The organism is Methylobacterium sp. C25, assembly GCF_021352225.1.
In the GTDB taxonomy this organism is placed as follows: Bacteria; Pseudomonadota; Alphaproteobacteria; order Rhizobiales; family Beijerinckiaceae; genus Methylobacterium.
In genome coordinates this window covers 122,165-142,952 of the sequence record NZ_JAAUVI010000001.1, presented here as the reverse complement: position 1 = coordinate 142,952, position 20,788 = coordinate 122,165, and the positions used below count along the sequence as shown (strand labels likewise).

19 protein-coding genes and 1 riboswitch are annotated in these 20,788 nt (G+C 66.6%); of the genes, 7 read left to right on the top strand and 12 right to left on the bottom strand.

What is annotated here, in order from left to right; genetic code table 11:
• The first annotated feature begins 49 nt into the window (after positions 1–49).
• A complete protein-coding gene (locus HCU64_RS00700; protein ID WP_233381882.1) occupies positions 50–526 on the top strand; it encodes a VOC family protein in 477 nt (158 codons plus the stop codon).
• A gap of 200 nt (positions 527–726) precedes the next feature.
• Positions 727–2,916 (top strand): putative bifunctional diguanylate cyclase/phosphodiesterase, encoded by a 2,190-nt coding sequence (locus HCU64_RS00695; protein ID WP_325169940.1) that lies wholly within the window; start codon positions 727–729, stop codon positions 2,914–2,916.
• A 623-nt stretch (positions 2,917–3,539) separates the two neighbouring features.
• Here the strand turns inward: HCU64_RS00695 and HCU64_RS00690 are convergent.
• Positions 3,540–4,841, bottom strand: coding sequence for a DNA polymerase IV (locus HCU64_RS00690; protein ID WP_233381880.1), 1,302 nt, complete (start codon positions 4,839–4,841; stop codon positions 3,540–3,542).
• A gap of 185 nt (positions 4,842–5,026) precedes the next feature.
• Here HCU64_RS00690 and HCU64_RS00685 point away from each other — a divergent pair, with 185 nt between their 5' ends.
• Positions 5,027–5,902, top strand: a complete 876-nt coding sequence (locus HCU64_RS00685; protein WP_233381879.1) for a hypothetical protein — start codon at positions 5,027–5,029, stop codon at positions 5,900–5,902.
• 25 nt (positions 5,903–5,927) lie between these two features.
• Positions 5,928–6,758, top strand: coding sequence for a cobalt-precorrin-6A reductase (locus HCU64_RS00680; RefSeq protein WP_233381878.1), 831 nt, complete (start codon positions 5,928–5,930; stop codon positions 6,756–6,758).
• On the opposite strand, the gene cobJ is transcribed toward HCU64_RS00680, so the two are convergent.
• From cobJ to HCU64_RS00635, 9 genes are all read right to left on the bottom strand, one after another.
• Positions 6,731–7,489, bottom strand: coding sequence for a precorrin-3B C(17)-methyltransferase (gene cobJ / locus HCU64_RS00675; RefSeq protein WP_233381877.1), 759 nt, complete (start codon positions 7,487–7,489; stop codon positions 6,731–6,733). The genes HCU64_RS00680 and cobJ overlap by 28 nt on opposite strands.
• Positions 7,486–8,274, bottom strand: coding sequence for a precorrin-2 C(20)-methyltransferase (locus HCU64_RS00670; RefSeq protein WP_233382858.1), 789 nt, complete (start codon positions 8,272–8,274; stop codon positions 7,486–7,488). Before HCU64_RS00670 ends, cobJ begins: the two co-directional genes overlap by 4 nt.
• Positions 8,274–8,906 carry a precorrin-8X methylmutase gene (locus HCU64_RS00665; RefSeq protein ID WP_233381876.1) on the bottom strand — a complete coding sequence of 211 codons (633 nt, stop codon included), beginning with the start codon at positions 8,904–8,906 and terminating at the stop codon, positions 8,274–8,276. The genes HCU64_RS00670 and HCU64_RS00665 overlap by 1 nt, the downstream gene beginning before the upstream one ends.
• Positions 8,907–8,927: 21 nt before the next feature.
• Positions 8,928–10,184, bottom strand: coding sequence for a precorrin-3B synthase (locus tag HCU64_RS00660; RefSeq protein WP_233381875.1), 1,257 nt, complete (start codon positions 10,182–10,184; stop codon positions 8,928–8,930).
• A gap of 68 nt (positions 10,185–10,252) precedes the next feature.
• Complete coding sequence (gene cobN, locus HCU64_RS00655) at positions 10,253–13,588, bottom strand: cobaltochelatase subunit CobN (protein WP_233381874.1); 3,336 nt, start codon at positions 13,586–13,588, stop codon at positions 10,253–10,255.
• 11 nt (positions 13,589–13,599) lie between these two features.
• On the bottom strand, positions 13,600–14,634 hold the full coding sequence (cobW, locus tag HCU64_RS00650; protein WP_233381873.1) for a cobalamin biosynthesis protein CobW: 1,035 nt from the start codon (positions 14,632–14,634) through the stop codon (positions 13,600–13,602).
• The gene (locus HCU64_RS00645; protein ID WP_233381872.1) at positions 14,631–15,008 is read right to left on the bottom strand and encodes a DUF1636 family protein; all 378 of its coding nucleotides are present in this window, start codon (positions 15,006–15,008) and stop codon (positions 14,631–14,633) included. Before HCU64_RS00645 ends, cobW begins: the two co-directional genes overlap by 4 nt.
• A complete protein-coding gene (locus HCU64_RS00640) occupies positions 15,001–15,741 on the bottom strand; it encodes a CbtA family protein (protein ID WP_233381871.1) in 741 nt (246 codons plus the stop codon). Before HCU64_RS00640 ends, HCU64_RS00645 begins: the two co-directional genes overlap by 8 nt.
• 85 nt (positions 15,742–15,826) lie before the next feature.
• Positions 15,827–16,009 (bottom strand): CbtB domain-containing protein, encoded by a 183-nt coding sequence (locus HCU64_RS00635; protein WP_233381870.1) that lies wholly within the window; start codon positions 16,007–16,009, stop codon positions 15,827–15,829.
• Between the two features lie 32 nt (positions 16,010–16,041).
• Positions 16,042–16,239: riboswitch (cobalamin riboswitch) on the bottom strand.
• Between the two features lie 81 nt (positions 16,240–16,320).
• Here HCU64_RS00635 and cobU point away from each other — a divergent pair.
• Positions 16,321–16,842 carry a bifunctional adenosylcobinamide kinase/adenosylcobinamide-phosphate guanylyltransferase gene (cobU, locus tag HCU64_RS00630; RefSeq protein WP_233382857.1) on the top strand — a complete coding sequence of 174 codons (522 nt, stop codon included), beginning with the start codon at positions 16,321–16,323 and terminating at the stop codon, positions 16,840–16,842.
• Positions 16,839–17,438 carry a cob(I)yrinic acid a,c-diamide adenosyltransferase gene (gene cobO, locus HCU64_RS00625; protein WP_233381869.1) on the top strand — a complete coding sequence of 200 codons (600 nt, stop codon included), beginning with the start codon at positions 16,839–16,841 and terminating at the stop codon, positions 17,436–17,438. The genes cobU and cobO overlap by 4 nt, the downstream gene beginning before the upstream one ends.
• Positions 17,439–17,483: 45 nt before the next feature.
• On the opposite strand, the gene HCU64_RS00620 is transcribed toward cobO, so the two are convergent.
• On the bottom strand, positions 17,484–17,864 hold the full coding sequence (locus HCU64_RS00620) for a nuclear transport factor 2 family protein (RefSeq protein WP_233381868.1): 381 nt from the start codon (positions 17,862–17,864) through the stop codon (positions 17,484–17,486).
• Positions 17,865–17,983: 119 nt separating this feature from the next.
• On the opposite strand from HCU64_RS00620, the gene HCU64_RS00615 reads away from it, so the two are divergent.
• Entirely contained in the window at positions 17,984–19,444 is a 1,461-nt protein-coding gene (locus tag HCU64_RS00615; protein ID WP_233381867.1) for a cobyric acid synthase, read from the top strand.
• A 55-nt stretch (positions 19,445–19,499) separates the two neighbouring features.
• Here the strand turns inward: HCU64_RS00615 and HCU64_RS00610 are convergent, their stop codons facing one another.
• Positions 19,500–20,627 carry an acyltransferase family protein gene (locus HCU64_RS00610; RefSeq protein WP_233381866.1) on the bottom strand — a complete coding sequence of 376 codons (1,128 nt, stop codon included), beginning with the start codon at positions 20,625–20,627 and terminating at the stop codon, positions 19,500–19,502.
• Positions 20,628–20,788 lie beyond the last annotated feature (161 nt).

The following is a 20,788-nucleotide window of genomic DNA, read 5'->3' as shown; positions in this document are numbered from 1 at the left end:
GCAGGCATCGTCGGGGCGCGCCGAGAACGATTCGAGGGAGACGCCCGGAATGTCGAAGGTCAGCACCTGCCTCTGGTTCGAACGCGACGCCGAGGAGGCCGCCCGCTTCTACACCTCGCTGATTCCTGGCTCCGCTATCGAGCACGTTCAGCGCTCGCCGGCGCAGTGGCCGGGCGGCGAGGCCGGCGACGTCATCCTCGTCCTCTTCAACCTCGCCGGGCAGAGCTACCAGGGGCTGAATGGCGGGAACCGGGCCGATTACGGCACGGCCGCCTCGATCTCCGTCACGTGCAAGGATCAGGAAGAGGTCAACCGCCTGTGGGCTGCGCTCACCGCGAATGGCGGATCGGAGATCGCGTGCGGCTGGCTGCGCGACCGCTGGGGCGTGCCGTGGCAGATCGTACCCGAGATCATGGTGCGGCTGCTGGCCGACCCGGATCCCGCTGTCGCCGGCCGCGCCTTCACGGCGATGACGACCATGATCAAGCTCGATGTCGCTGCCCTTGAGAAGGCGGCGGCAGGGTGAGGTCGGCAATCGGCGTGATCTCGCTCGAACGCCGGCACCGCCAATCGGGACTTCGGCCTCGTCGCGCCAATCCGGTTACAATCTAGGGCAATAAGCCGTTCCGTTGCTTGGCGGCATGAAAATCTAATTTCCAGGATTGCCTGTGTTTGGGCGCAGGGCAAGAACCAGTTGTTTCCGCATTATTCGCAGGATGAGCGACAATGTCCTCTCCTGGATATGACATCGCGGAAATTGACGACGTTCACATGATGCCTGCGGCTTTAGCCAAAAGAGGCGCGTCTCGCGCGTCGCGAACTTCCGCCGTTCAAGAGACGGAGCAGCTCTATAAGCTGCTTGCCGACAACACGACGGACATTGTCGTCTGGTTGGATCTCGAGGTTCGGCGGCGCTACGTCTCGCCTGCGGTCAAGACCGTCCTCGGATATGAGGTCGACGAGCTTCTCGGGACGCATCCCGTCGATACCGTGCATCCCTCCGAGAAGAAGGCGTTCCGGCACATTCTCGACGACCTGGCTCAAGGTCGAAGCGACTATGCCCTGACGATCCAGCGCTATAGGCACAAGGACGGGCACTGGGTCTGGGTCGAGTCCTCATTCAAGCTTACCCGCGATGCCCAGGGGCAGGCGACGGGCTATGTCGCCTCCCTGCGCGACGTCTCGCAGCGTCGCGCGGCCGAGGATGCGCTCCGCTTGAGCGAGGAAAGATTATCCCTGGCGCTTGACAGCGGCAGCGACGGCCTCTGGGATCTGGACCTCGCGACAGGTGAGATCGAACTGTCGAGTCATTGGTTCGACATGCTCGGCTATCAGGCAGCCGAGATCGTCGCGCATATCGACACCTGGCACGAACTGGTGCACCCCGAGGATGCCGAGCGCTCGCGCCGGCTGTTTCTCGATCATCTCAGCGGCCTCACGCCCGCCTACGAATGCGAGTACCGGCTGCGACAGAAGTCCGGCGCCTATGCCTGGACGCTGGCGCGCGGCAAGGTCGTCTCCCGCGATCACGATGGCCGGGCGCTCCGCGTCGTCGGCACCCACATCGACATCACGCGCCGCAAGGAAGCGGAGCTGAAGATCGCTCATATGGCGACGCACGACGCGTTGACCGGCTTGCCCAACCGCGCCCTTTTTCGCGAGCGCCTCGACCAGGAACTGACAAAAGTCCGGCGGGTCGGTGGCGGCTTCGCGATCCTCGCCTGTGACCTCGATCGCTTCAAGACCGTCAACGACAGCCTGGGTCACCCGGCCGGTGACGAACTCCTTCGGGTCATCGCCAGGCGGCTGACCTCGACGTTGCGCAAGGTCGATACCGTCGCGAGACTCGGTGGCGACGAGTTCGCGATCATCCTCAGCCAATCGGATGATCCGCGTGCCGCGAGGGCCGCTGCGAAACGCATCATCGAGATCGTCGGTGAACCTATCGACCTGAGCGGACATTCGGCCAGCATCGGGGTGAGCTTGGGGATCGTGCAGGGTACTGCCGCATCGAAGGACGGCGAGCAATTGTTCCGGCATGCTGACATCGCCCTCTACCGGGCGAAGAAGGCCGGCCGAAACACGTTCTGCGTCTACGACGAGGGCATGGGCTCCGAGGTTTCCGAGCGAACGCTGCTCGAACTCGATCTGCGCGACGCTGTCCTGCGCAGCGGCTTCCTGCTGCACTACCAGCCGATCGTCGATGCCGCGAGCCGAACGGTGAGCGCGTTCGAGGCGTTGATGCGCTGGACCCACCCACTGCGCGGCGCCATTCCGCCCGCGGAGTTCATTCCGTTGGCGGAGGAGACGGGCCTGATCGTGGCGCTCGGGACCTGGGCGCTGCAGGAGGCGTGTCGCGAAGCCGCCTCCTGGCCCAACGACCTGCGCGTCGCGGTGAACGTGTCGGCGGTCCAGTTCGCGCAGCCCGGCCTCGAGCAAGTCGTCCGCGACGCTCTCTCGGCGTCGGGCCTTTCTGCGGACCGGCTCGAACTCGAAATCACCGAGAGTGTCCTGATGAGCGATGCCAAGAGCGTCGTGGCCAGCCTGCACCGGCTGCGCGACCTCGGAGTCCGCATCGCCCTCGACGATTTCGGAACGGGATATTCCAGCCTGAGCTACCTGCGCCGGTTCCCCTTCGACAAGATCAAGATCGATCGCAGCTTCATCCGCGACATCGGTGACGAAGATACGGCGGCGATCGTGCGGGCCATCGTTGGTCTCGGCGATCGCACGGGAGCGACTGTCACGGCTGAGGGCGTCGAAACCGAGGAGCAGTTCGAGAGCGTCTGCCGGGAAGGCTGTACACAGGTCCAGGGCTATCTCTTCAGCAAACCCCGGCCGGCATCGCACGTAGTGGATTTCGTGGCGCAGATGGGAAGGCGCGCGATCTCATCTGGACAGTCCGTCGTGCGCTAGGCGGTTTCGCAGGACGGAAGGCAGAAGGCGTCACGGCAATGGCTGTCGCCTACGTTGGTTCGCTCGCATGCGTCATCCTGCAGCGATGTCCGCTACCCTAAGAGTTTGAACCGCTCATCCGACGACGTTCCGGCGGGTCTCATCGGGAAGCCGTCTCGCGGAACTTCCTGGACGCCCGCTCAATCCGTGAAGACGACACCCATCTTGGGACCGATCCGCCAAAGAACACGGCAGGGTCTTGGATCCTTGTCCTCGGTCGGAGCCAACAAGAAGTGGTCCGGAAGCTTCGAGGAGTCCTCGACTTCGATCTTTGCGCCGCGATCTGTGACGTTGAGGGTCATGCAAGTGTATGTCGCAGAAGCTTCCTGGACGACTGCAAATCCGAATTTGAATATATCTGACCTTGGAAGCTCTCGTCGGTCTTCAATCATAGTTTTCGCTCCCCAGCGTTGCAATGATCATGATCGCATCGCGAGGTTAATGATTGTCGACGATCGCTGGTATTGTGATTATTCCGGTTTATAACTTTTGGTTGTTGATCGAAGTTGTGATCAACTAGATGCTGCCGACGCAATCGCGCGCTCGGAATTCGGTCCACGCGGACGGTCCCGTGCTGCGGCGCTTCAAGGACGTTTGAAACGTACGACGTCGGGTTTCAGCGCGGCCTCTGCCGGCTGAAACGTGAGGCCGCGCTGGATCACCGCCGCTCCGAATTTCTCGCGCACACGGTCGAGCGCGGCCTCACGCTTGGCGGTCGCTGCGACGCTACCGTCGGCGAGGTCGCCACGATCCGCGTGGATGGCAGCGCAGAGATCGCCGCCGCCGATGCCGATGAGGCGGAACGCGGTGCCGTCGCAGGCCTCACGCAGCATCGCCTCGCCTTGCCGGAAGAGCTGGTCCGCAAGCTGGGTCGGGCCAATGCCGCCGCGGGTCCGGGTACGCAGTCGAAAGCTGCGGTCCTTGAGTTTCAGGGTCACGCTGCCGGCGGCGAGTTCGGCCTTCTTGAGGCGCGATGAGACGCGCTCACAGAGCCGCCACAGGATCGGCCGCAACTCCTCGAACTTGGCGAGGTCAGCTGAGAAGGTGGTCTCGGAGGACACGCTCTTGGCTTCGCGGGTCGTCTTCACGACGCGACGATCCTCGCCACGAGCGAGCGCGACCAGCCGATCGGCATCGCGGCCGAGTGCCGTATGCAAGCGCTTCGGATCGGCACACAGCAGGTCGGAGACGACGCGCACGCCGGCCCGCGCCAGCCGCTCTCGTGCCGATGCGCCGATGCCGGGCAGGATCCCGACCGAGCGCGGGCCGAGGAACTCCACGGCCTCCTCCGCCGAGATGATCGAAAAGCCACGGGGCTTGTCGAGGTCGCTCGCGATCTTGGCCAGGAACTTGTTGGCCGAAAGTCCCACCGAGATGGTGATCCCGATCTCGTCCTCCACCCTCTTGGCGAAGCGGGCGAGCGAGATCGCCGGACTCGCGCCGTGCAGCCGCTCGGTGCCCGAGAGATCCAAGAAAGCCTCGTCGATCGAGACCGGCTCGACCATCGGCGTCAGGTCGAACATCATCGCCCGGACTTGTCGACCGACGCCGACATACTTCTCCATGTTCGGCTTGATGACGGTGGCGTCAGGGCAGAGTTTGAGTGCCTTGAACATCGGCATGGCCGAGTGCACCCCGGAGACGCGGGCGAGATAGCAGGCCGTCGAGACGACGCCACGCTTGCCGCCGCCGATGATGACCGGCTGGTCGCGCAACTCCGGGTGATCCCGCTTCTCGATGGTGGCATAGAAGGCGTCGCAATCGACGTGAGCGATGGCGAGCCGGTCGCGGGCCGGGTGCAGCAGCAGGCGCGGCGAACCGCAGTCCCGGCAGCGCACGGCCCCGGACGTCTGGTCGGTCACGCAGTCGCGGCAGAACGGGGTCACGGGTGCTTTCGTCTCGCCGAAGCAGAATCCGGTATCGGCACGCGCTTCGCAAGCTTCACTGAAATAGCCGGCCACAGCTTCCTTCTGGAGCCGACTCGGATCGTTGCGGCTTGTGGCACCGCACAGGTTGCGGCTTTGCTGTGAGGTATCAGCTCGGCGCAACGGCAGCGTGGGAGAGTGGGCGAGTGCTTCCGAAACGGATCGAGACGACGCCACAGCAGGCAATCGTTCGCCGGTACATCGCATGGGTACTCGCGACAGTTCCATTCGTCGCCGGCGCGTTCCCGGCGCTCAGCCAGGGAGCGGCGCCGACCTCGGAGGTGAAGACGCTCGCGATTGCAGCTGCGCATGAGATCCCGAAAGCGCCGCCGAAATCCGAAGACGCCGAGTCATGCCAGCACCTCACCAAGAAGCCGTCGACCGCCGCCGGGCGGTTGGTCGCGGGCCAGGGTTGGGCCATCACCGGAGAAGTGGCCCTGCCGGATGGCATTCAGGCGATCAGCTTTGTCGGCAAGTTCGAGCAGGGCACGAGCGGCTCGTGCCTGCTTTCGGATGGCAACGTTGCGATCTTTCGGGGCGACGCCCTTGTTGCCATCGCCTACGCACCGCGCGGAGCGAAGGACACCATCGGCAGCATTCTGCCGCTCGAGGGTGGCCGGGCGCGGATCTGGAGCGGCGACTACCTGAGTCAGCCGCTTGCCGATCTCCTCATCACGGGCGAAGGCGCACCGAACCTCGTGCCACTCGCGCCCCTGGAGACGCGCTGCGGCGGCAAGGCCGTGGTGCCGAATGTCTACGGCGTGCCGATCGACAAGGCGCGAAAGCTCTTCGTCTCCAACGGCTGGAGCCCCGTCCCCGGCAAGATCGGCAAAGACCGCGCAGAGCAGGGCCGCGAGATCGACCTCGTGAAGGGCGGCGTTGTCGAGGTCGAGAGCTGCTCGGGCACCGGCTTCGGCTATTGTGGTTTCAACTACCGTGGCTCGGCCGGCACTCTCGCCGTCACGACCGTGGGTGATGGCGACTATCCGAATGTTTCGGATTACGGCGTGACCTGCCGCTAGGTCATCGGCAGATCGGGGTTCGATTATGGAGGTGAGCGAGGACGCGGCAGGGCTACGACCCGTCCTGATCCTGGGCGGTACGAGCGAGGCCACGGAGTTGCTCAAGCTGCTCTCCGGGCTCGCCCAATTCGCCGTGACGCTCTCGCTCGCCGGACGCACGTCGAAGCCAGCCAAGAGCGCTTTCTTGACACGCATCGGCGGCTTCGGCGGTCCTGAGGGGCTCGCGACATGGCTCACCGAGGGGCGCATTGCTCGCGTCGTCGACGCCACCCACCCCTTTGCTGCGCGGATTTCGCAAAACACGGCAACGGCTTGCGCGCAGGTTGGCGTGCCGCTTCTCGCCATCCGCCGCCCAGCCTGGAAACCCGTAGCAGGTGACGCCTGGACCGAAGTCGCAGATATGTCAGAGGCGGCTGCCGCGCTCGGTCCCCTGCCGCGCCGCGTCGCCCTCACCATCGGCCGTCAGGAGCTCGCAGCGTTCGGCGCTGCACCCCAGCACGACTATGTCGCTCGGACGATCGAGCGGGTCGGAGACCTCGTTTCGCTGCCGAAACTCACGGAGATCTCGGCCCGCGGCCCATTCGCTGTGGATGAGGAGATTGCCTTCCTGAAAGAGACCGGGACCGAGGTGCTTGTCACCAAGAACTCCGGTGGCACGGCCACCTACGCCAAGATCATCGCGGCACGCGAACTCGGCATCCCGGTCATCATCGTCAAGCGTCCCGACGTGCCGGACGTGCCTTCGGTGCAAGATGCCGGGCAGGCAAAGCGCTGGCTGACCGCGCCCGACGCGTCAGTGCGAACGAAGCACGCAATGACGGCGAAGCCTCATTTCGGCACACTGCGCGGGGTGTAGACGAAGGGTGCTCTGCCTTCTCGCGTGATCAAGCGCGTGCCGGAGGCACCGATGATTACCACCGTCGCCATGTCGGCAGTGGCCTCGCGTGCGTCATCGAGCGACATGACGCGGATCGCCTCGTCCGGTCGCGTGACGGCACGGGCGAAGACGACCGGCGTGCTGCCGGCGCGACATTCCGCGGCGAGCCCGAGAGCGTGGCCGAGTTGCCATGGCCGCGCCGACGAGATCGGGTTGTAGAGCGCGACAACGAAATCGGCCTGGAATACGGCCCGCAGCCGGGCGGTGATCACCTCCCAAGGCTTCAGGTTATCCGAGAGCGAGAGCGCGCAGAAATCTCCGCCCAAGGGTGCACCGAGCCGCGCTGCTGCTGCGAGCATCGCGGTGATGCCGGGCTCGACCGTAATGTCGAGCTCGCGCCAAGCGGGCTCGCCGTGTTCCACCGCCTCGAACACGGCCGCTGCCATCGCGAACACACCCGGGTCGCCCCCCGACACGACGGCTACCCGCCGCCCCGATGCCGCCAGTTGCAGCGCATGGCGTGCACGGTCGACTTCGACGCGGTTGTCGCTGGCATGCCGCACCAGCCCCTCGCGCTCGGGAACGCGGGCTACGTAGGGGAAATAGCCGATCAGATCCTCGGCCTGGGCCAGTACCTCGCTCGCGGCCTGGGTCAGCAGGCGCGGATCTCCGGGACCTAGGCCGATGACCGTTACCGATCCTCGGGTCACGGGCGGCGGCCCTCGCCGGGCACCAGCACCATGGAGAAGTATGGTGCCTTGTCGTCGGCTTTCTCGGCCAGCGGCTCGATGCTCTCGCCGGCCATGGTGCCGCGCTCGACATAGACTGCGCGTTGCAGGAGGCCCGTCGCGGCGAGCGTTGCGCGCACCTTCGGGAGATGCCGGCCGAGCTTCATGATCACGGCGGCGTCGGCGTCGCGCAGGCGCGCGAGCAGCTTGTCCTCCGGCAGGGTCGCCGGGAGCACGGTGAGCACGTCGTCGCCCCAGGTGATCGGTGTGCCGGCCCGCGTCCAGCAGCCGGACATGCCGGTCACGCCGGGGATCACCTCGATGGGGAAGCGCCCCTTCAGGCGCCGCCAGAGATGCATGAACGAGCCGTAGAAGAAGGGGTCGCCTTCCGACAGGATCGCGACGTCGCGGCCGGCTCCGAGGTGGTCTGAGAGCCGGGCTGCGGCATCGTCGTAGAAGGCGGCCAGCGCCGAGACGTACTCGGCATCATCTGGCGCCAGTTCGGTCGTGTAGGGATAGACCAGCGGAAACTCGCGGCTGGGATCGTTCACGACGGCATCGGCGATCGTCCGGGAATTGCCGCGTCGGCTCTTCTTGCAGAAATGGACGAGCACAGGAGCCCGCTCCAGCACGCGCAACGCCTTGAGCGTCAGCAGCTCCGGATCGCCCGGCCCCATGCCCACGCCGTAGAGCGTGCCTGTCTTCGCCATGAGCGACACCTCAGGCATCTCGAGTCTTTCAGCCTCGATGCGCTCGCTCGCCTCCATCACTCGACCTCGCTGGCGAGTGCATTGACGGCGGCAGCCGTCATGGCGCTGCCGCCGCGGCGCCCATGGACGACGATGAAGGGCACGCGGCCATCGCGGGCGAGTGCCTCCTTAGATTCAGCCGCGCCGACGAAGCCGACGGGAATGCCGATCACGGCGGCAGGCGGTGCGACACCCTCGTCGAGCAATTCGAGCAGGCGGAAGAGCGAGGTCGGCGCGTTGCCGACCGCCACGACGCTTCCCGGCAAGTGTTCGCGCCACAGCTCCATCGCAGCGGCGGAGCGGGTGGTCTGCATCTGCGCGGCGAGGTTCGGCACGCTGGCATCGCCAAGGGTACAGATCACCTCGTTGCGGGCGGGCAGCCGGCTTCGGGTGACGCCATCGGCGACCATGCGAACGTCGCACAAGATCGGCGCGCCGGCCTTCAGCGCGCGCTCACCGGCCTCGGCGAAATCGGCGGAGGCTTCCACGTCCTTCGGCAGGTCGGTCATGCCGCAGGCGTGGATCATGCGCACGACGACGCGCTCGGCTGCGCCCGTGAAGCGGGCGAGATCGGCCTCCGCGCGGATCATGGCGAAGGAGCGCGCATAGATTGCGCTGCCGTCGCGGATGTAGTCGTGCCGGGGCCGCATCGTCCTAAAGAATCCTGGAGGTCATGAAGGGAAGGCACCGGCTAAGGACCGGGCCGGATCGGCCCTCCTTACGCGGTCGAGCGCCGCCTCGAAAGTCAGGCAAGGCGCCTGTTGTGCATCTCCTGGTGCGCCGTCGAGCGCCGCGCGATAGCGGCCATCCTCGGCAACCAGCGTGAGATCGGCGGGGCGGGGATGGGCGCAGCCCTTGCCGCAGCCCGAGACGTGGGCCGTGAGCCCGCGGGCGGCGAAGGGCGCGAAGGCTTTGGCTAGACTGGCGGCATGGTCCTGGACGGGTGTCGTTCCCGAGGCGCAGGCGGGGGCGCCGGGGCAGGCGGCGACGGCGCGGCGGGGATCGGCGGGGTCGGTGATGAAGCCGGCGGTGGCGAGGGCATCGAGCGCAACTCGTGCTTCTTTTGGCTCGCTGAAGACGATCACGAAGCCTCGGCTTGCTGACGTTTCAAGACCGCCCTCCGCAGGCGCAGCGGTCTGCGCCAACAGTTCGAAACCGGAGGTGTCGCAGCGGCCGAACGGAGCTTCTACGACGACGGCCGTTACGGCCGGCAAATGAGCGAGCCCGACGTCTAGGATCGCCGTCGTCGTTTCAGCTTCCCGTGTGCCAACCTTCTCCCCTCTCCCGCCGAGAGGGGAGGGCGATGCGCGTGCGGGTTCAGAACAAACTGCGCAGATCGTTGCCTGCTCTTCCGAGTCCAGATCGCGCATGCGGCGGTGCTCGGTAGTGACGAAGGCGTTAAGCATGCGGCCGAGTAAAGCCGGCACCTCATCGAGCGCCACCTCAGGCATCCAGAGTGCCTCGGCGTCCGTCGCCAACCCGATCGCGACGCGATCCCTGCCGGTCGGTCGGATGAGCAGATCGGCCTCCGACGCGCCGAGCCCCCATTGCCCCCCGCTCTCGATCGCCACGAGCATCTTGGCTGGCAGCCCCGCAATCGTCAGGCCGACGGCCTCGATCTCGCGCGCCAGCGCTATGGCGTCGATCAGCGCATCGGGATCGCAATCCGCAAGGGGGCTCGTCATCGTCAGCCGCTGCGGACCGCCATCGGCGCGGACGTCGCCGAGACGGGTATCGGTGAGATGGGCGGCCAAGGCGCACGCGGTTTCGTTGCTGACCCCGCGGATCTGCAGGTTGCCCCGCGCCGTGATGTCGATGTGGCCGTTGCCGTAGCGCCGGGCGCCTTCGGCGACGGCGCGGAGCTGAGCTGCGCTCAGGATCCCCAGCGGCGGGTGCACGCGCGCGAGCAGGCCATCGCCTGTGGGCATCGGCCGGGCGAGGCTCGGACACCAGCCGCGGCGGCTTGGCTCGCTGGGCAAAATTCGCCGCGCGACGCTCACTCCGCGGCTTCCTGCATCAGCACCTCGGCCGAAGGCGTGTTGCGACGGCTCTGCCAGAGGCCGCGCTCGCGCAACTCGTCGAAGCGGTCGAGGATGGCGCGGGTCGCGTCGGGGTTGGCCGCGCGCAGGCGCTCGAAGACGTCGAGATCACCGATCCAGGCTGCGTGAAGCCGGTCGAGGTCGGCGCTCGATACGGCATCCGTGGTCGCGGCGAGAACGAAGACCGCGTCGATCCCTTGGGCAAGCTCCTGTGCGCCGCGCCAGCCATGGCGAAGCTGTCCGTCGATCCAGCGCCGATGCGAGAGGCGGCCGTGGATAAGCCGGGTGACGTCCTCGCGCGCTGTGCGGGCGCGCGGCTTTTCGGGGTCGGAGACGTCGAGGCTGTAGAGCGCAGGCGCCGCCTCGTCGCGCCCGGCTGCTGCGAAGAAACCGCCCATGGCGTCTGCCGCGGCATCGCCGTCGAGCAGGTCGCGCTCGGCGACGTCGAAAGCGTGCACATAGGCGTCGGCGCTGGCCACGCGCGCCGCGAAGCCTGCATCACCGGCCTCGGCATCGCCGAAGGCATGCGAGGTGGCCGCGATGTAGGCTTCGCCGAGATCCGCGCGGTGTTTCCAGGCTCCGTCGAGAGCCAGTTCGGCCGCACCTGCGCCATAGCGCCCTGGTGCTGCGCCGTAGACACGAGCAACGGATTCGCCCCGGCGGCGCGAGGCGGCGAGGGGATTTTCGACGTCTTCCTCGTCGCGCGAGGCGACGGTGCGGGCCGCCCGGTCGAGGAGCGCCAGCGTGTCCGGAAACGTGTCGCGAAAGGCGCCGGAGACGCGGCAGGTGACGTCGATGCGTGGACGATCGAGAACGGCGAGCGGCAGCACCTCGAACCCGGTGACGCGGGTGGTGGCGTTGTCCCAGGTCGGCCGCACGCCCATCAGCGAGAGGGCGTGCGCCACGTCCTCCCCGCCGGTGCGAAGCGTCGGCGAGGCCCAGAGATCCATGACGATCCGGGCCGGGTATTCGCCCTCTTCCTGCAGGTAGCGCCGCACCACAGCGTCGGCCGCCTTGGCGCCGAGCATGGTCGCGGCCCGCGTCGGCAGGCTTCGCGGATCTAGGGTGGTGAGGTTCCGGCCCGTTGGCATCACGTCGCTGCGCCCGCGCGAGGGCGAGCCGGCTGAGCCAGGCGGCACGAAGCGTCCGTCGAGGGCGGCGAGCAGGCCAATGCGCTCGGCTTCGGCGCAGGCACGCAGGGCCTCCGGCGCATCGGGCGTGGCCCGGCCGAAGACGTGGAGCCCATCGCGGATCGGCGTCTCGCCGAGATCGCAGAGATGGGCGTCGAGCGTAGTGAGTGCATCAGCCATCGGCGTGTCGGCCGCGATGCCCGCGCCCGCGAGCAGGCCGGCCCGCGCCGCCTCGTCGAGGATGGCGGCGGCAATCAGGCCGGCGCGGCGCGGATCGAGCACGGTCGCGGACGAGTACTCCTCGACGAGCTCGCGCAACGCCGCCGCCTCGGGCGTTAGGCCGGAGGCCTCGACGCTCGGTGTCAGATGACCGAGCGCGACGCCGCCGAGACGTCTTTTTGCGGGCGCAGCCTCGCCCGGGTCGTCGACGATGAAGGGATAGACCACCGGCAACGCGCCGACGGCGCGAGCCGGCCAGCAATCGGGCGAGAGCGCTACGGCCTTGCCCGGCAGCCATTCGGTAGTGCCGTGGGTGCCAAGATGAATCAGGGCATCACAGTGGCTGCGCAAGCCGAGATAGAAGGCGAGATAGGCGTGCGTCGGCGGTTCGTCGGGGTCGTGATAGCCAACCTTCCGGTCAACGGCTCGGCCGCGGTCTGGCTGGAGGAAGATCGTGAGGTTGCCGCGCAGCACCTCAGGATGAGGATGCGGGCGAGAGGCTGCCGCAGCAATCGCGCGGAAACGAAACGCGCCGTCGCTGCAGACCGGATCGGCCTCTGGCTCACCCCAGCGATCGACTAATTCTGTCCGCAAATCGTCTGGGAGGTCGTCGAACCAGGCGCGATACGCTTCGAACGGTACCGAGAAGCAAGCCTCGCCCTCGGTCAGCGCACGCATGAGACCCTGCTCATCGGGCAGAGCGTCGACCGCGTAGCCGGCCTGCGCCAAGTCTTCCGCGATGGCGCGGGCGCTCTCCGGCGTGTCGAGCCCCACGGCATAGCCGGCGCGTCCGCCACGGGCGGGATAGTCGGACATCACCAGTGCGATCCGGCGTTCTTCCCGCGGCTTGGCGGCGAGACGAACCCAGGTGGCGGCGCGGTCGGCGAGGGCGGCGATGCCCTGCGCATCGGCCACGGCACGGCGGCCGATGAATCCATCGACGACGTCGATCTCTTCCTTGAACGAGACCGGGAAGCCGGAGAGGCGTCCGTCGAATTCTGGCAATGCGACCTGCATGGCGAGGTCGGCGGCGTTCATGCCACGGGCCGACGCCTGCCAAGCCTCGCGGGAGGCGCCGATCGTATAGGCCTGGAGCACTGGGCAATTCGCCTCGTCGAGGACGAAACCGGCATCCTCGCGCGCCGAAAACGCGGTGGCAGCGATGATGATGTCGGGTTTTCTGGCGCGGATCGCAGCCTGCACCGCAGCGACGGCCTCGGGATCCTTGAGGCTTGAGATGGCGAGGGTGATGCAGCCGAGGCCGCGTTCGCGCAGGGCCGCGACGATCGTCCTCGCCGGGGCCGTCTCGCCGGAGAGCACGGCCGAGCGGTAGACGAGCAGCAGCGCGCGAGGTCCCGGGCCTGCGGCAGCCTCCGCTGCTTCGAGTGTGCATGGTCCCAGGTCTGGCGACCAGGGAAAGCCGCGCGGTAGTGCTTGGGGCGCCTCAAAAGCGACGGCGCGCCCGGCCTCGGCGGCGAGGCGGCGCAGGAGGTTGCGCAGGTTGTCGATGCCGCCTGCGCGGAAATACGCATCGACGGTTTCGGACAGCTCGGAGGGCACGGTCGAGAAGGCGTCCAGCCGCGCATCCGGCCGGTCGTCGCCCGGCAGCACCACCAACCGCACGTCATGGGCGCGGGCAGCGGCCGAAGCGCGCTCGATGCCGTAGCGCCAGTAGTCGAGGCCGCCAAGGCAGCGGATCAGGCAGACCTTTGCCTGCGCGATCACCGCATCGACGTAGAGATCCACCGACATCGGGTGGCGCAGGGTGGCGAGCTTTGCGAGCCGGAGCGAGGGCAGCTCTGGCTCAGCCGCATAGGCATCCGCAATGGACGACAGGTCGCTGTCTGTGAAGGACAGCACGACGATGTCGCCCGGGCTTTGCCCGAGATCGACCGCCACTTCGCCCTCGTCGAGCGAGACCGTGTCGACACGCAGGAGGTGCATGTGCCTCTATATCACCCCGCCAGGGCGGCAGCGACGGCCTTCTGGTCGAAGTCCTTCAATCCAATCACCACGAGGCGGCCGTCGCGGTGCTCGCTCGGCTTCCACGGGCGGTCGTAGTGATGGGCGATGCGGCGGCCGACGCCCTGGACGACGAGGCGCATTGGCTTGCCGGTGACTTCGGCAAAACCCTTGATGCGCAGCACGCCGGGGATCTCGGCGGCTTTGGCAACACGGGCTGCAAGGTCTTCAGCCGTCGCGGCGGTGCCGACCGGCATGGCGACGGAGTCGAAATCGTCGTGGTCGTGGTCCTCACCCTCGCCGTGATGCGAAGGGCGGGCGTCGAGATCGTCCTCGGCGGCGGCCTGGATGCCCAGCAGCACGCGCGGATCGATGCGACCGTGTTCGGTTTCGACGATCTCGACGGCGCGGGGAAGATGCTCCTCGATCTCTGCACGCACCTTGTCGCGGGCGGCGGCGTCGATGAGGTCGGCCTTGTTCAGAACGACGAGGTCGGCGCAGAGGATCTGGTCCTCGAAGACTTCTTCCAATGGGTTGTCGTGATCGACGGCCTGGTCGGCCGCGCGCTGGTTGGCCAGCGCATTTGGATCGTCGGCGAAGAAACCGCTGGCCACGGCCGGTGCGTCAACCACCGCGATCACGCCGTCGACGGTGACGCGCGAGCGGATCGCCGGCCACTGGAAGGCCTGGACGAGGGGCTTGGGCAGGGCGAGGCCGGAGGTCTCGATCAGGATGTGCTCGGGCGGATCGGCCCGGTCGAGCAGGGTGTTCAGCGCCGGAACGAAATCGTCGGCGACGGTGCAGCAGATGCAGCCATTCGGCAACTCGACCACCGAATCCTCGTTGCAGCCCTCGATGCCGCAGGAAGCGAGGAAGGAGCCGTCGAAGCCGAGATCGCCGAACTCGTTGACGATGATAGCCAGCCGCTTTCCGGCCGTGCGCTCCATAACGTGGCGCACAAGCGTGGTCTTCCCCGCGCCGAGGAAGCCGGTGACGATCGTGCAGGGAATTTTTTCCACGATGCTCATGGTGTGTCCGTGGGTCTCGTGAAGGGCGGGATGCGGGCGACGACGCCCTTGCGAAACGCTTCGGGCCGCTCGCGCCAGGGCACGATGCCGTCCGCCGTGCCGGCATAGAGGCCGATGCCGGCGAGGATCGTCTGGGCCGAGGCTTCGGCGTCGAGATCGCCGTAGACGTAGGTCCAGCGGCCGGGCGAGGCGACGGCGACCGTGCAGGGCCGCTTGCAGACCGAGAGGCATTCGACGCCTTCGATCCGCGGAGCTTGCGTGCCGGCCGCTTGCTGCTTCAGCGCTGCCAAAAGCCGGGCGCCGGCGCGGGTCTCCGAGGTGTCGCCCTCGGCGCGGCAGGTCGTACAGACGTAGAGGATTGTCTCGTCAGGCATGGGAGCGCCTAGCCGCTTCCCGCTCGCCAAACAGGTGCCAAGCCCAGCCATAGGCGAGACCGATCACCGCCCAGAAGACGAGGCTGATCCCGAGAGAACGCGCGGCGAACTGCGCCGCGAGGGCGGCCGGAAGCCGCGATTCCTCGACGACGAAGGGCGCGCCGACAAGGTGCGGGGCCATGATCAGCGCGAGCCCGCCCGCAATGGTCAATGGCACGCGTCGAACGGCGATCAGGTAGAGGCCGACGGCGGTCGCGAGTGCCGTCATCAACCACCACGCTTGCCGGATCCCGAGCGGAGCTGAGCCCATGCCCGGCAGTTCCGGCGGCAAGCCCATCGCCGGCGCGAGGGCAACGCATAGGAATCCGGCAATGCCGAACGCCAGCCCGATCTCGGGTGACGGCTGGCGTCGGAGTGCGAGCATCGCCGCGCCGAGAAGCAGCGCATATCCGACGCCGCCGACGAGCGTCGCGAGCCCGGTATAGGCCATGCGCTCGACGCCCGGGGCAGGCTGCCATTCCTCGGCGGCGCCGTGCTCGTGGTGCTCACCACCATGTGCAGGCACGATCAGGCCGGCGAAGGGCGACGCGAGAGAGGCCTGTTTTGCTGCCTGCTCCTCGTAGACCTCGGCCTTGAGGATCAGGGGAGAGGTGAGGGCGAACTGCAGGCCCGTCGCGACGACGGCCGCAAGGAAGCCGGCGACGAGAGCCGCCGACAACAATCGAATGGTCATGGTGATCTGCCCGGCGATTCAGAGAGTGAGGGCAGGCTTCGCGTGAAAATCCGAATCCACTTTTGCGCAGCCGGCCCCAGCGCCGTCAGTGGCAGGGGAAGTTCTGCGTGTGCCGGAAGTCGTGCGCGGCGTTGTGCAGGGCCATAGCCGGGGCAAAGCCCGTCATGAACACCAGGCCGAGGCCGAGCAGGGCAGCGATCACGATCGCGCGGGTGCTCTCGCTGGCGGAGGCGGTCGTTGCGGTCTGGAGGGTAGCGCTGGTCGACATCACAATTCACTCCGGCCGCCCCGCCGGCGGCATCGAGAACACGGGGGACGGCAGGTCTCCTGGCTCGCGGGTCGATGCGCCTGCCGCCTTCCCGGATCGCTCCGGTGGCTCTCGGCAGAAACTCGCCGCTTACAGTTGCGGGGGCAGCCGCGGGATCGACATCCTCTCGGATCTCTCACCGCATTCCCTTTTCACCCCGTCGCCAGGGCACCGTCAGAACCGCTTCTAGCCTGCTCACGGGATGGTTGCAAAGCGCCATTGCGCCATGCCGACGGCTTCTGGCACAGGATCGGCCCATGGTGCCGCCTCGCATGACTTTGGTCCTCGGAGGAGCCCGCTCCGGCAAGAGCTCTCATGCCGAGCGGCTGATCGAGTCTGCCCCCGGCCCCTGGACTTATCTCGCCACCGCGCAGGCCTGGGACGACGAGATGCGCGAGCGCATCGCGATTCACCGCCAAAGGCGCTCGGCCGACTGGATCACGCGCGACGTGCCGATTGATCTGCCTCAGGCGGTCTGCGAGGCCCACGGGCCGGTTCTGGTCGATTGCCTCACGCTCTGGCTGACAAACGTAATGCTCGCCGAGGTCGACTTGGCCGCCGCGGTGTGCGCGCTCTCGGAGGCATGCGCCGCAGCTACCGGTCCGCTCGTACTCGTCGGTAATGAAGTCGGTCTCGGCATCGTGCCCGATAACGCACTCGCCCGGCGTTTTCGGGACGAGGCCGGGCGCCTGCACCAGCGGCTGGCCGCAACGGCCGATCGCGTCGTCTTCATGGTCGCCGGATTGCCCATGACCGTGAAACCATCGCCTGAAAATCCGGGGAACCCATCATGAGCGACGACGATCGCCATCGCGAAAAGATGGCCAAGCGCAAGGCCGTGCAGGATGCTGAGGTCGCCCAAAAGACCATCGAGAAAGGCCTGCTCATCGTCCATACCGGCCCCGGCAAGGGCAAGTCGACGGCGGCCTGGGGGCTGATGCTGCGCGCGCTCGGCCGCGGCTGGCGGGTCGGCGTGGTGCAGTTCATCAAGGGCGCCTGGGACACGGGCGAGAAGCACGCCCTCAAGGCCTTCGGGGACCGGATAGACTGGCACACGCTCGGCGAGGGCTTCACCTGGGAGACCCAGGACAAGGCCCGTGATATCGCCGCTGCAAGGCAGGCCTGGGCGGAGGCGGAACGTCTCCTTGCCGACGAGCGTATTCGCCTGGTCATTCTCGACGAGCTGAACATCGCCTTGCGCTACGACTATCTCGACGTTGATGCCGTCGTTGCTGCGCTGAAGTCGCGGCGCCCCGACCTCCACGTTGTCGTCACCGGTCGCAACGCCAAGCCGGCCCTGATCGAGGCCGCCGATCTCGTCACCGAGATGGGGAACGTGAAGCACCACTTCTCGGCAGGGGTGAAGGCGCAGGAGGGGATCGAGTTTTGATGGCCGCTTTCGGCTGCCTGCCCGGCTCCCCGAGCAGCGGCAGCTTCAGCCGATCTTCTCGACCCACCGAGCGCGCGAAGCCCCTGGCTCGAACGGATCTCCGAAATACTGCGTTTCGCGGACAACCTGCGCGTCGAGGAACTCCATGATGCTCACGGTGTAGGACGGCTTCCCATCGTAAGTCAGGACGTACTCGGTGACCCAAAGGTCGCCCGTGCCCGTAATGCGGCGGATTGCGAAGCGTTTCTGGTTCGGCTGCGCGGCACGGGACGACTGGATGTTGCTCCGACCTCGGATACGCTCGCCTGATTGCGGGTAATCCAGCACCGCGTCGTCCCTGTAAATCTTGTGCTCTTCCTCGAAGTCGTTCACGTCGGACGCAGCCCAGTGTTGATCCAGAGCCGATCGAATCTCCTGATCCCTCATGTCGACCTCGCTGACCTTGGTCGCGGAGCTGCGGCTGGCTATGCGGTCGACGACCGTGAAGCTTTGCAGCGGCTCCGGAGATGAGCCGCGACTCTGTCGGTTTGGAGCACTGATTGGCAATGACCCGCGCCCTCATGATCCAGGGCACCGGATCCGACGTCGGCAAGTCACTGATCGTTGCCGGTCTGGCACGTGTCTTCACTCGGCGTGGACTGCGTGTCCGGCCGTTTAAGCCGCAGAACATGTCGAACAATGCCGCTGTGACGGCCGATGGCGGTGAGATCGGAAGGGCCCAGGCGCTCCAGGCGCGAGCCGCGCGCGTCGCGCCCTCGGTCCACATGAACCCGGTGCTCCTGAAGCCTCAGAGCGACGTCGGCGCCCAGGTCATCGTCCAGGGCCATATGGTCGGTACCGCAAAGGCGCGAGAGTACCAGTCCTGGAAGCCGCGCTTGCTCGCATCGGTGATCGAGAGTTTCGAGCATCTCAAGGGCGAGGCCGATATCGTACTCGTGGAGGGCGCCGGCTCGCCGGCCGAGATCAACCTGCGCAAAGGCGACATCGCCAATATGGGCTTTGCGCGCGCCACGGATACGCCGGTCGTGCTGGTCGGCGACATCGATCGCGGTGGCGTTATCGCCAGCCTCGTCGGCACCAAGACGGTGATCGGTCCAGACGACGCGGCAATGATCCGCGGCTTCATCGTCAACCGCTTCAGGGGCGATCCGAGCCTCTTTGCCGACGGTATGGCGATGATCGCCGAGGCGACCGGCTGGACCCCGTTCGGACTCGTCCCGCATTTCCACGCCGCGGCACGCCTGCCGGCAGAAGACGCTATGGCTCTCGGGCCACTGATCGCCCGAACGGGGCAGGGGGCTGTCGTAGCGGTGCCGGTGCTGCCGCATATCGCGAATTTCGATGATCTCGACCCACTGCGGCAGGAGCCCGGTGTCGAGGTGGTCTGGGTGCGGCCCGGCGAGGCGTTTCCGGGAAACGCCGATCTGATCCTGTTGCCGGGTTCGAAAACGACGATCGACGACTTCCTCTTCGTCCAGGCGCAGGGCTGGGACGTCGATATCCGCGCTCATGTCAGGCGCGGCGGCCGGGTGATCGGTCTGTGCGGCGGCTTCCAGATGCTGGGTCAGCGTATCTCGGACCCCGATGGGATCGAGGGTGAGCCGCGGTCCATCGAAGGGTTAGGTCTTCTCGATGTGGAGACCGTGATGACGCCGGCAAAGCGCCTCGTCGCGGTTGCCGGCTCGAGTCTCGCAGATGGCGTGAGCTTCGCGGGCTACGAAATGCATGTCGGTGATACGAGTGGCCCCGATGCCGCGCGGCCGCTCCTGCGGTTCGCCGATGGCCGACCCGATGGAGCGGTGTCGGCCGATGGGCTCGTCAGCGGGACGTACGTGCACGGGTTGTTCGCAGACGATTGTCAGCGGGCAGCTTGGCTGATGCGCCTCGGCGCGCCGCCGGGAGGTGCTTCCTACGAGGCGGGGATCGAGACGGTGCTCGATGCCTTCGCGGACCATCTCGAAGCTCATCTCGATTGCGACGGACTTCTGGCGCTGGCGGCAGTTTGACACGAGTTACGCGGCCGTCCTGGCAAAGGCCGCTTGCTGATCTGCAAAGACTCACTCAGAGCAGTCGCGGACTTTGCACGGCCGGAAGGATGGCTGCTTCGGATCTTGGCGTATCAGCCCGAGCACGGCGCCGGGCGTAGAACTGGCGTATGGCACGTTGCGCAGGACGCTCGACGCCGAAGCACACGATCGCGGCCAGGCTGAGCACGACGGTCAATGCAAGCGCGATCGCCACGTTCGCGTGGAGCCCGCGCTCTACGAGAACGCGGATGACCTCCTCGCCGATGACTTGGTGCAGCAGATAGAGGCTGTAGGAAATCGCTCCGAGAAAGATAATCGGCCGGTTGCGCAGGATCCGCACCCGTCCGGAGGCGGCACCGGCCACTAGAGCGACGTAGAGCGCGGCTTTCAGCGCGAGCATCGGCTGGAAACCTTGAACCGGCCAGAACGAGATGCTGCCGGCAAGGATGGCAGTCACGAGCGTCATGATGACGAGAGGCGAGCGATCGCCCGCGTGGAGTTTGTGCAGCATGGCCCCCGCTGCGAAAAGATGCGCGAAGGTGGCGTTGAGAAGGATGGCGCCGCAACTGGCGCCGGTGCGGCATCCGTAGATGTTCTCGTCCATGACGAGGACGTTGTAGGCCGATGTCGCCAGCACCCAGCCGAGGATCACGGGAGTGAGGCGACGAGAGCCTGCACCGTAGAATGCCGTCGCCATGAACGCGTAGAAAAGAAGCTCGCGCGTCAGCGTCCAGTAGGATGGATCGACGAACGGCAGATCGATGATGCCGTTCGCCATCGTCAGCGTGGCGAGGAACCCGGCTGCGGTCAGGTGAAAGGGGTTGAAGCCTGTGAACACGATCAGCGCCGTGGTCATCAGTGCACAGGTCCAGAACGGCGGATAGAGCCTCGCAAAACGACTGAGCGCGAAATCGGATACCGTTTCCGATCGCTCGAGGGTCATTGCAATGACGAAGCCGCTGATCACGAAGAAGATCGAGACACCGACCTGGGCCGACGAGAACATCAGGCTCGGAGGCGAGCCGGGCCAGCCGAACTCCGCGCCATAACCGACGGTGAAGTGGTAGAGCACGACGAGAAGAGCAGCGAGGCCGCGCAGCGCGTCGATCTCCAGGAGGCGCGGCTGAGGAGCTGGAACCGTCGACGCTTGGACAGCAGGCACAGCTTGGCTCCGGACGGCTGACGGTCAGCGGCCATGGTGCGAAGAGCACAGGTTCTGGCAGCTTTGCCGAGAACTAGCAGAGGTTTTCGGCAGCTTCGACAGGTCGAGCCGAAGTTCCGTTCGGTACCGTTAATCGCGAAGTTGGCCAGAATTTTTCGAGA